The following is a 12,004-nucleotide window of genomic DNA, read 5'->3' as shown; positions in this document are numbered from 1 at the left end:
GTGACAGCGAAAATACTGATTACGGGAGCGAAAGGCTTCTTCGGCACGCGTTTTATCAACCGCTATCAAGGTGAGTTTGAGATCCTTGGTTTAGACTCTAAACAGCTTGATATCACCGACAATAGCAAAGTCATCAAAACCTTTGATGACTTTGAACCGGACTATGTCATTCATGCCGCAGCAATCGCCATTACCGATTTCTGTAACCAACACCCTGACGTTGCTTACCAAGTCAATGTTCAGGGAGCTATCAACGTTGCCAAAGCATGTAAAACCCACCAAGCTAAACTTGTTTTTATTTCAAGCGAACAAGTGTTTAACGGTAATCCCGAAGCTGGCCCTTACAAAGAAACAGATCATCCCATTCCAGATACGATTTACGGGCAAAACAAGCTCGAGGCAGAAAATACACTGCGTTCAATCCTAGATGATATGTGGATTCTTCGTTTCACTTGGCTATTTGGATTACCGGAACGCAATACAAGCATCAACCCCAATGTAATTTGGAATGCCCTTCAAGCATTGATCAAGGGTTCGGTAATGAAAGAGCGCAGCAATGAATTTCGCGGCCTCACCTATGTCCACGAACTGATTGAACAATTTCCAAAAATTTTCACCATTCCATATGGAACTTACCACACTGGCGCACACAACTCGCTGAGCAGATATCAGATAGCTGAGCACATCTTAACTGAGCTTGGCCAGCAACACCGTTTGGCTGAAGTCTTGGAGCGATATGATGCCCCAAAAATACGTGATGTTCGCTTAGATACAAGCAAACTTGGTGAGCTTGGTGTGAACTTTACCGAAAGTAAAACGGCGATCAGTCAGTGTTTGAAAGAATTTCATTTTACGTAAGCATTTTAAGGGAAAACATCCTTTTTTATTAGGAGATTCGATATGATCTACATGTTAGATACCGCCAATATTGAGGCAATTTGCAGAGCCGTTGATCTATACCCTTTAGCGGGTGTAACGACGAATCCCTCCATCATCGCACAAGAAAATCGACCGCTTAAAGAGATTTTGCTGGGTATCAGAGAATGTATCGGCAGAGAGCGCATGCTGCATGCACAAGTTATGGGTAGCGATGCGCAAACAATGTTACTAGAAGCGATCGCAATGAGAGCACTTGATCCAGAGCTCATCATCAAGGTACCTGTGACACAGCAAGGTATTAAAGCAATAAAACTGATTGCCGCAAAAGACATTCGTATCACAGCTACCGCTATTCTTACTCCACAGCAAGCGCTCATGGCGGCAGTTGCCGGTGCAGAATTTTTAGCACCTTATGTCAATCGGCTCGACAACATTTGTAGTGATGGAATCAACCTAGCTGCGGAGATTAGTTTATTAATCAAACACTACCATCTCAATGCAAAAGTACTCGGAGCCTCATTCAAGAATGTTCAGCAAATACACCAGCTCGCTCTTGCTGGCGCACACTCTGTCACTATTTCACCAGATGTGTTCGATCTTCTACTTAGTCATCCATTGACCGATTCTGGTGTGGCTGGATTTAGAGCCGATTGGGAAAAAATATACGGAGACAATACCAACGTGCTAGATGCACTTTAGTGTGATCGGTGATAAATTTTTAACATCAAATAATGATACAATGACCAATAATTAACCAGCAATAAGCCCAGTATTGCCGTGAGGTTTGGGCGTTACTCTATGACGGAAACAAAGGATCGCCAGAATGAAAATAGTAGGCGTTACTGCGTGTATTAGTGGCGTAGCACATACTTATATGGCTGCCGAAGTACTTGAAAAAACGTGTAAAAAAGCTGGCTATAACATATCTGTGGAAACACAGGGCGCGCTAGGGAGTGAGAATTATCTCGACGAGAGTGTCATCGATGCCGCAGATGTTGCGGTTATTATTGCCGACATCAATATTGAGGGTGTTGAACGGTTTAACCATACGCGGATAGTTCGCTGCTCTATTGCCCATTTTTTGCGCAACAGCGATCAGGTGTTGCACGCGATTGAAAAAATACGCAATGCGCCCCCTAATGCAGAGCTTATCCTCTAGTCCATAGGCCTAATATTCGAGCTTAAATACTGCGCACGGTACTCAGATGGAGAACGCGCAGTTTGATTTTTAAACACTCGACAAAAGTAATTGCTGTCCTTAAATCCACAGCGATGAGCCACCTCTTTCACTTTCATATCGTATTCAATAAGCAGATATTTGGCTCTCTCAAGGCGAACATGGTTTAAATATTCATTAAATTTAAGCTGGCCTTCTTTTTGAAAAAGCTGAGATAAATAATTAGGAGAGACATAAAAATGCTGTGCCACAGATTCACGTGTAAGCGGCTCATGATAGTGTTGTTCCAAATGCTCTCTCACTGCTTCAAACAAAGCGTGACTTTTGGATAGAGTCTCAACCGGTCTTTCAAGCAGATCAAGGATATGGCTAAGCAAAGCACTTACCAATAAACGTTTGGTGTCTTGGCTTTCTGGCTGCTTAATCAGCTCTTCAATGGCATTTAGAATAAAAGCTCCGATTCGCGGACCACGACGCAAGACACTTTCTTTAATAGCAGAATCAAACTGTTGTCCATCCCAGCTAAGTAAACTCATACCAAAGCTTTGTTTGCCGGCCATTACCGTCAAGGTAACGACGGGCTTATTCCACACAGGCTTATTCCAACTCTCTGCGGGCAAATATAACACTCCACCTTGTTTTAACGTGTATTGAGTATCGATCCCAAGGCTATTGCCCACCTCCATATCCAGCTCACCGATCAGTACCATTTCCACGCGCGGAAAATGCACCTGATAGGCTAGCTGAGGTGGTTTAGGTAGGTTTCCCGCAAAGTAAACATCACTAATATTTTCCGAGTGCTTTGCATAGTGATTGAGTGCTTCAAGTAAATATTTTTTGTCTAGCATAATCGATAGTACAGAGAACCTTTCCATTCAATAAATAGCCAACATAACATACCACAATGTATTGCTATATATGTTCTTAAGCAAGATAAAAGAGCCCAATAAAATAGAACATGCCATACATCACACTTTCTTAAACAGCTAACAAAAATCCAGCATTTCGAACGATTACCCTACTTATAAACTTCGCATACTCGATTAATTTGAGTATCACCAACAGAACAAAACCACAACAAGGTGCCCACTATGACACAGACTGCTCAACAGCATTTAAGCGCTCTAGGTGCCGACCTAGAACTCTCTGAAAAAATGACTCATGAACTCGATACTTTGGGATTCACTATTATTCACAATGTCGTTGATAGCGATTGGCTTGAAGAAATGCGCAGAACCATCGATATGTTAGAGGAACGTGAAGGTGATAACCTTGCCATCGAACACCACCAAGAAGAGGGGGTGACAAGGATCGCCAACCTTATCAACAAGGGCACGGTATGGGAAAAAGTCTGGGCACACCCGCTAGCACTTTCTGCATGTAAGCATATTTTCGGTGGTGCGTTCAAAATCTCCAGCCTGAACGCTCGTGAAGCTCATCCAGACTGTGGCCACCAGCCGCTGCATGCTGACTGGAAAAAGCCACGCCCAGACTACCCAAAAGTCCATCTGGTCAACTCAATCTGGGCTGTTGACGACTTGACGCGTGAAAACGGCGCGCCTCGCATTATCCCTGGTACGCATTTACGCAAAGAATTACCCGAAGACATTTTGGATGATATCGAAGGAGAGCATCCAGATGAAATCTACTTAGAGTGTCCAGCAGGAAGTGTGATGATTTTTAATGCTCACACGTGGCATGGCGGGACTATCAACTATGCCGGAACCCGTCGCCGAGTGTTGCATGGTTTATACATTGACCGCAATGACGAGCCACAGCAAGACCAACAAAAGTGGCTAACAGAGCATACCGCTAGTCGACTCACTCCAGCACAAAAGTGGCTCCTAGACGTAGAGTAATGTGACCCGTTGTCAGCGTTTGTTTCAAAACACTGAACCGCAAGTAAAGAGAGAATTAGTATGTCGATACATAAACTCAATAACGTCATTCACACCTATCCTTGGGGAAGTCTAACTTCTTTACATGAGATGTTTAATGTCGACAATCCTCACCATACACCGCAAGCCGAAATGTGGATGGGCGCTCATCCGCGTGGCTGCTCTCGTACTTTGGATAAAGGTATTGCGCTTGACGAACTATTGGCAAAAAACACCAAGAATATGCTGGGTACCTACACCGCTATGCGTTACGGTGAACTACCGTATTTGCTAAAAGTGATTGCCGCTGACTCGCCCCTATCTATTCAAGTTCATCCGAGTAAACAAAAAGCGGAAGATGGTTTTCAACGTGAGAACGATCTGGGTATTCCCATTGATGCTGACAACCGAAACTACAAAGATCCCAACCATAAGCCTGAACTTGTTTATGCACTTACCTTCTTTCTCACGCTCAATGGCTTTAGACCTGTTGATGACATCATCGCGCTGTTTCGTGAGCTGAATATTGATGTATTGAGCGAGCCGCTAAACGTGTTGGTCACGCAGCCCAACGAAAACGGCTTAAGCGCATTTTTCACCCAAATCATGCGACTGTCTGGTCATGACAAAGCTGATGCTCTTTTTGCATTGAAATCAGCGATTGGAAAGACGCCGAAAAGCCGTCAAGCCAGAGAAGCCTCTCACACAGCAAAAATGCTAATGGCACACTATCAAGATGACGTCGGCTTGTTTGCCCCCTTCATATTGAATATTGTCGAGTTAGCCCCTGGGGAAGCGATGTTTCTTAATGCGGAAACGCCTCATGCTTATTTGTCAGGTACCGCCCTTGAAATCATGGCCAACTCAGACAATGTATTACGAGCAGGTTTAACCTCAAAGTATATTGATACTGAAGAGCTTCTAAGAAACTTATCGCCAAAATCTACCCCTGCTTCTAACTTGATTATGACGCCGATAGTCAAGTCATCGAGATGGACATATCCGGTACCTGTGGACGATTTTTGCTTTGATATTGTGTTTTCAACACCAGATCATCAAACTCTTTATGTAAGAAGTGCTGAAGTGCTGTTCTGTATTGAGGGGAAGATACGCATAGAAGCGCCACATCATTACGTGGTGTTGAGTAAAGGAGAATCCGTACTGATCACCTGCGACTCTCAAGCCTATCAAGTGAGTGGCACTGGCACCCTAGCGCGAGCATACAATTAGATGCTTTCCGCAGGCTTAGAGTCCCATACCTAAATAACGAGAAAGATGGTTTAAAACGACAAACCCCAGCATTTCTGCTGGGGTTTTGAATGTGGCGGTGAGTGAGAGATTCGAACTCTCGATACGTTGCCGTATACACACTTTCCAGGCGTGCTCCTTCAGCCACTCGGACAACTCACCGAAATAAATTTTGGTTGATTTCGATAACCAACGAGGCGCTAATTTAATGATTCTATTGGAGTAGGTCAAGCTTCTTTCGGAAAAAAAGTCTTGCTCGTTGATCGTTTGATTATTTAATAGCTGATTCGAGCGGATTTTCTCCGCTCCTTAGCGTTGAGGTATTGTAGACGGCTAGCCGCAGTAATCATTAAGAGAAATGGTAAGAACATCTAAATCAGACTGGGCTGGCGCTTCTTTGCTTGATAGTTTCTCTTGTACTGCGTTAAGGGTTTGTATCAATAAATCATCTTTTGGATTAGCAATTTCGTTTCTTATTCGTTGGAAATACTCTTCAGCACTCACAAAATCTTTATCATCCAGAGCCATAAAAAAGTTAACCAGAAGAGGCTCCATATGTTGTGGATCTACTTCTCTTCTGTCTCGCAGGCCCGGCTTATATTGGTATAAACGGTCAGAAAAACGATACAAGGCATCATCAAGCTCTGTTTCATCAATAGGCTTGGAAATGACATAATCAACGCCAGAACCGACCATACGCTCGCGAGTCTCTTTAAACACATCAGCTGTGCAGCCTAATATAACGATTTTTGCCTTTGAACTGGTTAACGCCCTAATCGCAATGGTCGCCTCAACACCATCCATTATTGGCATGTGGTTATCCATTAAAATTAAATCGTAGTTATTGTTTACCAGCTTTTCTAAACAAATCTCTCCATTTTCGGCCACCTCACACTCAAAGCCTTTACTCGTCATAAAGGTGTTCATAATGATGGTATTGGTTCGGTTATCTTCAACGATAAGCACTTTAAGGCCCTGATAATTTAAGTTCTTGTGCTCTTCTATTTCAAGAAAATGTGGCTCACAAGGCTCCATAGCCAAGGTGACTTTAAAGCTAGTCCCTATACCAAGCTCACTGGTCACCGTTATCTCCCCCCCCATGAGTTCTGAGATTTGTTTGACGATTGCAAGACCAAGACCGGTGCCGCCAAATCGCCTCGTTGTCGATGATTCTGCTTGCTCAAATGGACTAAAGATTTTGTTGTGCGCTTCTTTGGCAATCCCTATACCAGTATCACGGACTTTAATTTCTAGGAAGTTACGGCCTTGTTGACTGAACTCGCAAAAATTGACTTCCACATAGCCACGTGATGTAAATTTTACAGCGTTATTAAGAAGATTAAACAAGACTTGGCGAAGACGCGCTTTGTCTGACATATACCAGCGGCCCTGAGGAACTTCAGAGTAGACTTTAAATTGCAGTCCTTTTTCAGCACACAAAGTAAAATAGACGCTGTTCACGCTGCCCAATATGGACTCGAGCGGAAAAGGATGTTCCTCCAGCTCCAGAAAGCCTTGCTCAATTTTTGAGAAGTCTAGAATTTCATTAAGTAAGGTCATCATATGGTCGCCCGAATCATACAAGGTTTTCATATGCTTAAGCTGCTCTTTGCTTAAGTCGGTTTTCATTAAAATTTGCGCCGTACCCAGTACGCCGTTCATCGGTGTGCGAATCTCGTGAGACAGTGTTGCCAAGAAGGCACTTTTGGCTTTTGTTGAAGCCTGAGCTTTTTGTTTTTCTTGTTCTAAGAATTTGGTTTTTTGATTAAAGTTATCAATCAGTTGGCGAATTTCATCTTGGCTATTGTAGCGCACATCGATGGCTCCGGTGCGCGAGTCATTGACTTTCTCAGCGATGAGCACAATTGGAGAAATCAGGAAACGATTGATGAGCACATACCCCATTACTACACACAATAACATCATGGGAATGATGCCCGCTTCAACTTTTGTCACCACATAAAACGCTTCTTCATCCACTAGGCGATTGGCATTCACAACATCAATATTCCACTGAAAATCGCCAAACTCTGTACTGCTCATGTAAATGTTTTTCACAACCTGAAAGTTGTAGTCGGTAATAACATCGCCGTAAGAGTCTCTAAGTACGATACCTAACTCGTAATCTTGAGCGTGTTTACTAACAAATTCGACCAAACTCTCCAATGAGACATCAATGGTCGCAACACCAGCTGGCTCACCATCGTGAAAATAAGGTGATGATGCCGTGATCATTTGTACGTGGGTAAAGGGGTCGATATACACTTGCGACCAAACCACTGTGCCCGGCGGCTTATCAACCACAGCGGTATACCATATCTCGTTGTCATAACCACCCGATTCAGGGTTATCCCATGAAAAGACCTGATCGACTAGGCCGTCGCTAGCACGGTTAAAGAACAAACTGCTGTAAGCTTTTTTCTTATCAATTGAGTATGGTATTGGCCAAAGCCCACCACTGACTACCACGCCATCAAGCACTGAAAACAGCTCGTAAAGCATTTCTGCCTGATGCGCTTGAGATTCATTGGTATTGCCAATACCAACTACGCTCTGCAAAATACTGACTGAGCTATTGAGGGGCTCTTCTATTTCACTTGCAATCAACTCGGTTCTTAAGTCGAGATTCTTTTCCAATTGCTCTCTAATTGGTGGCTCAACAACGAGATAGCTCACCGAGCCAATAATCGCAATCACGATGGCCAAATACACAGTGAGGGCTAAAAAGCTCTTTCTTTTTAGCGAGGAATGTATTTCCATAAGCCTTTGAATTTTTACCGTTTGGCTTAGATTATAGCGAATATACGCAGGCTGTGACCTTTTTATGTCTGCTTTGGACTGTTAATATTACCTCAAATTGACATGACCGCTTGGAATTTGCTTTGACACTAAACGAAATACTCGCCCAACCCGAGCTAAAAGATAGACTTATCAACGAACCTAAGACTCAAGGTTTTGTAACTGCCATGGCAGCCGCACCTAACCTGCTTCCTCCTCAAGAGTGGATTCCTTTTCTTTGGGGAGGTGAAGAAGTGTCACCATTTGGCGATGGTGAGCAGCTCGAAAACTACATTGAATTAGTTATTGCAATGTGGAACGAATATCGCCCAGACCTTCTTGAAGACCAATGGGTCTGGCCAGCTGAATGCAAGCTTGATGATGCCGATATTGTAAACCAAGAAGCTCGCGATTTTTGTGAAGGCTTACTTCAAGGCTGGCAGTTAACCAAAGATGACTGGGAAGCTATCATGCCTGAAAACAGCGAAGACAATGCGTTACTGGGTGGTGTTTTGTTATCGATTAGTATGCTTTATGACCCAGAAACTTGCCTCGTAACACTGGCCGAGCAAGGGATTGAAGGCTTAGAGCAATTTGAAGAAATCTTCAATGCAATCCCACCTATGCTGTGTGGGCTGACAGCTCGCGGCGCACTGCTAGTTGATCAAGAGCTGTAACGTAAAAGCCGGTACTGAAATGCCGGCTTTTACTTGTCTTCAAGTGTCGATTAAAAAGTACTTGTGTTAGCGCTGTCTTTTAGCTCGTAAACCAAAGCCAAACATTGCTAATAGCATCATCGCCAAAGAAGTCGAGCCACCGCCGTCTTTACTATCATTATTTGACTGATATGAAGTAGCGTTTCTATCTTCATATGAGTAGACGATAGAAATAGGCAATTCACTCGACACTTGGTGATCGGTCAGCACTTTTAACGTTGCTTTATCTGAGTTTGCGTAAACAGTCGATGCGTCAATGCTGATATCAATGGTGCAAGCCTCCCCATATTCCAACTCCGCTGAACAATTGTTGTTTAACAAGGTCACACCCTGTGGAAGCTCAACAGATCTAACATTAAGTTTATGGGTAAAATTGTCATCAGGAATCAAGTTTCTAAGTTCAATTTTATCGTCGTAAATTCCACTCTTTTCTTTCAAAAGAATGTCTGGTGAATGGCTGACGCCAGATGTATTTCTTTCAATCCAACCATTGGTGTTAAAGTAACCAACATTAGAATAGACGCCATACTTGTCTTTCCTTGCACAACCATCTCCCCAACTAACAACACCAACTTGCTTATATGAACCAGGCTCACCTATCACCAGAGGGCCTCCGCTATCCCCTTGACAAGAATCTTTGTTTTTTTTACCAGCACAAAGTGAATAAGGACCGACATTGGAGTAATCCCCTCCAATATTTTGGCAGGTTCCTTTGTCAACATAAGGTATAGTCACTTCTTTTAGAGTATTGGAAGAACTTCCATCCTCTTGAGTTAGCCCCCAACCTGCTACTGTCAAATTACTGTCTGTAGTTAACGTATTCACCTCTGTTTCTGTAGCCAGTGTTATTTGAGGTGTCGTCACTGTGTTTTCTAGTTCAATAATCGCAATATCATTAGCAAACTTTGGCACGTTGTAGCCACTGTGTATATAGTATGAGCGAGCAGGCTCATACTTAGTCGGCTCTCTGTCATATCTGTCATTTGGCCCTATGTATACATTAACATCACTAACGCTTATTTCGGCAACACAGTGGGCTGCGGTTAAAACATACTTGTCCCCAATAAGGCTACCACCACAAGATTCGGTGCCAACTTTAACATAGGTAATAAACGGCCAATTATTTGGATCTGCATCAGCTCCACCTATAATTCTGGCACTTGCCATTCTGTCAGCTAATTCTGGTCCCTGGGCAAAAGTACTAAAAGATATGGCTAAGCCTATAAAAAATGATGATATTTTTACTTTCACGTAGTTGTTGTCCATTATATTCATATTAAACAAACGCTAAATATTAATAAGCTAAATAAATAATGCAAGAATAAACATATAAACTGCAAGTTATTGATCATTAGATCACATTTAGTCAAATAATTAGTCTAATGCAGGCAGTATTAGGCTTAAATTCTCACTACTAAAACAATCGAAACAACAACATATAAAAACGGCGCTCATTGAGCGCCGACTTCTTTATAAGGCTGAACCTTTATAAATGTCATTGATGAGGTTTTGAATAATGATTTCCTTACCAAGTAAAGAGTTATCCAAGGGTAACTTAAACCGTTTATAGGCGGGCATTTTTCTACAATTATCCTCTTTAAGTCTAATAATAGAAATTTGGCCACTGTGTTCTGTCTCATGGTCAACTACAAAAGCAAAGTCTCGATTGTGACTGCATCCATTCGAAAGTGCATCAAATTCGATTGAGTCAGCATTGACAGAGTAACTCGCAAGAGGCTCCACCCTCAATTCATCCGTTTGTCTTTCAGACTGTGAGTAACACCCAAAGACGGAAAAAGAACATACTATCAAAACCACACCGAACCAAGGCTTATACATGCCGCTCTCTTCCTCTCAAAACTAAACCAAACAGCGCTAACAGCATCATTGCTAAAGACAATGAACCACCTTTACTGCCACCCGAGCTTGGCTGTGGTTTTGCGTCTGCATAAACTATATTCATCAACAAATCACCAGCAACACTATGGTTGGTATCCACTTTCAATGTTGCACGGTCGGAGCTAGCTAACGCTACGGATGCATCGACTCTTACATCAATAGAGCAGACTTCACTGGCATTCAACGTGGTACTACAGTTATTCGCTATAAGACTAACGCCAGCTGGTAAGGTAATGTCTGTAACATTGAAGGCCTCTGCACTGAAGTTTGTTATCGGCAAATGCACGTCATGCTGGCCACTTCTATCTCTCAGTATCGTATTTTGCGTGTAGCTCACATTGGCAGTATTTTTTTCAATCCAGCCATTGCCTTCAAAGTGGCCAACATTCGCATAAACACCAGGAGCATTTGGGTTCCCGCAGCCAAGGCCCCAGCTCACAACCCCGACTTGTTTATAGTCATTACCAATCTTAGTCATCAGTGGGCCACCGCTATCCCCTTGGCATGAATCTTTGCCTCCCGCCAAGTCACCAGCACAAATAGCATCATCACCAATTAAAAAATAATCGAGCCCTAAATTTTGACATGTCCCTTTGTCAACAAAAGGCACATCAACTTTGAAAAGAGTCTTGGAAAACGACAAGGGGTTATAAGCATCTTGCCTTCCCCACCCTGTTACAGTCAGGGTATCACCTGAATTTAAGTTATTTACATCCACTTCTTCAGCTACTTTAACTTGCGGTGATGCGACTGGATGTTCTAATTCAACAATAGCGATATCATTACTCATCGTGCGTTCATTGTAGTCTTGGTGCATATAGTAGGAACGAACAGCAATACGTTGCCCTTCATTAGATATATGGCTTAAGTCATGAACACCCACTGCTACATCAAATTCATCCGCTTCTATACCGTTAACGCAGTGAGCTGCGGTTAGCACATACCTTCCCCCTATAAAGCTTGCACCACAAAATTGGCCTTGTTGTGTATCAGAAGTGAACTTAGCCACCATAGCCGCCATAAACGGCCAGTCATTTTTACTCGTAGCTGAGCCACCTATAATTCTTGGAGCCGGTGCATCGTCAACCGCTGATACCTCACTAGAAACAGAAAAAAACGGCGTACATAAACCCATGGCCAAAACTATTAAACTTTTTTGCATCGAATTTCCTACTGAAAAGCTATTTAAAAATAAAAAGTCATGTTTTCGGCAAGATTTTGGATCGAACAGATATCAAGCAATATCAGGTAAACACCTTAGTTAAAGTGAATGCTCTAAAAGTAATTGTTCTTTAAAAGGTTTATTTTTCCAGCTAAATATTTAATCGTCACCAAATCATCGAATGGCAGGTTGAATAATAGAAAAACTGGGATCAGGTATCGTTGGTGGGGGGGCTTGGCAGTATCGGCTAGAGCAATACTACCATTGA

Annotated in this window: 11 protein-coding genes and 1 tRNA gene; 6 read left to right on the top strand and 6 right to left on the bottom strand. The window is 42.8% G+C overall.

Annotated features, from left to right (window positions below):
* The 3 genes from FIV01_RS05730 (at position 1) to FIV01_RS05720 (ending at position 2,038) form a co-directional block, all read left to right on the top strand.
* Positions 1-858 (top strand): SDR family oxidoreductase, encoded by an 858-nt coding sequence (locus FIV01_RS05730; RefSeq protein ID WP_152430133.1) that lies wholly within the window; start codon positions 1-3, stop codon positions 856-858.
* A gap of 42 nt (positions 859-900) precedes the next feature.
* Entirely contained in the window at positions 901-1,578 is a 678-nt protein-coding gene (locus FIV01_RS05725) for a transaldolase family protein (protein WP_152430132.1), read from the top strand.
* Positions 1,579-1,702: 124 nt separating this feature from the next.
* A complete protein-coding gene (locus FIV01_RS05720) occupies positions 1,703-2,038 on the top strand; it encodes a PTS fructose transporter subunit IIB (RefSeq protein WP_152430131.1) in 336 nt (111 codons plus the stop codon).
* Here FIV01_RS05720 and FIV01_RS05715 read toward each other — a convergent pair.
* Positions 2,035-2,931, bottom strand: coding sequence for a helix-turn-helix domain-containing protein (locus tag FIV01_RS05715; protein WP_246210430.1), 897 nt, complete (start codon positions 2,929-2,931; stop codon positions 2,035-2,037). The two genes, FIV01_RS05720 and FIV01_RS05715, sit on opposite strands and share 4 nt — an antisense overlap.
* 216 nt (positions 2,932-3,147) lie before the next feature.
* On the opposite strand from FIV01_RS05715, the gene FIV01_RS05710 reads away from it, so the two are divergent.
* Together FIV01_RS05710 and manA are read left to right on the top strand one after the other, a co-directional pair.
* Positions 3,148-3,915, top strand: a complete 768-nt coding sequence (locus tag FIV01_RS05710; protein WP_152430130.1) for a phytanoyl-CoA dioxygenase family protein — start codon at positions 3,148-3,150, stop codon at positions 3,913-3,915.
* A gap of 60 nt (positions 3,916-3,975) precedes the next feature.
* A complete protein-coding gene (gene manA / locus FIV01_RS05705; protein ID WP_152430129.1) occupies positions 3,976-5,163 on the top strand; it encodes a mannose-6-phosphate isomerase, class I in 1,188 nt (395 codons plus the stop codon).
* Between the two features lie 92 nt (positions 5,164-5,255).
* Here the strand turns inward: manA and FIV01_RS05700 are convergent.
* Together FIV01_RS05700 and FIV01_RS05695 are read right to left on the bottom strand one after the other, a co-directional pair.
* Positions 5,256-5,343, bottom strand: a tRNA-Ser gene (locus FIV01_RS05700).
* A 171-nt stretch (positions 5,344-5,514) separates the two neighbouring features.
* On the bottom strand, positions 5,515-7,941 hold the full coding sequence (locus FIV01_RS05695; protein WP_152430128.1) for a hybrid sensor histidine kinase/response regulator: 2,427 nt from the start codon (positions 7,939-7,941) through the stop codon (positions 5,515-5,517).
* 122 nt (positions 7,942-8,063) lie between these two features.
* Between FIV01_RS05695 and FIV01_RS05690 the strand changes: the two genes are divergently transcribed.
* The gene (locus FIV01_RS05690; protein ID WP_152430127.1) at positions 8,064-8,636 is read left to right on the top strand and encodes a UPF0149 family protein; all 573 of its coding nucleotides are present in this window, start codon (positions 8,064-8,066) and stop codon (positions 8,634-8,636) included.
* A gap of 66 nt (positions 8,637-8,702) precedes the next feature.
* Here FIV01_RS05690 and FIV01_RS05685 read toward each other — a convergent pair whose 3' ends face one another.
* The 3 genes from FIV01_RS05685 to FIV01_RS05675 all read right to left on the bottom strand — a co-directional run bounded on the left by FIV01_RS05685 (position 8,703) and on the right by FIV01_RS05675 (position 11,736).
* The gene (locus FIV01_RS05685; protein ID WP_172971818.1) at positions 8,703-9,941 is read right to left on the bottom strand and encodes a serine protease; all 1,239 of its coding nucleotides are present in this window, start codon (positions 9,939-9,941) and stop codon (positions 8,703-8,705) included.
* Positions 9,942-10,145: 204 nt separating this feature from the next.
* Positions 10,146-10,514: a hypothetical protein gene (locus FIV01_RS05680; protein WP_152430125.1), complete on the bottom strand. Its 369-nt coding sequence runs from the start codon at positions 10,512-10,514 to the stop codon at positions 10,146-10,148.
* Positions 10,507-11,736, bottom strand: a complete 1,230-nt coding sequence (locus FIV01_RS05675) for a S1 family peptidase (RefSeq protein ID WP_152430124.1) — start codon at positions 11,734-11,736, stop codon at positions 10,507-10,509. The genes FIV01_RS05680 and FIV01_RS05675 overlap by 8 nt, the downstream gene beginning before the upstream one ends.
* Positions 11,737-12,004 lie beyond the last annotated feature (268 nt).

The sequence above is a fragment of the Vibrio aquimaris genome, from assembly GCF_009363415.1.
Taxonomy (GTDB): Bacteria; Pseudomonadota; Gammaproteobacteria; order Enterobacterales; family Vibrionaceae; genus Vibrio; species Vibrio aquimaris.
Note: the sequence above shows the minus strand (reverse complement) of the source record. Positions and strands in the feature narration are given on the sequence as shown.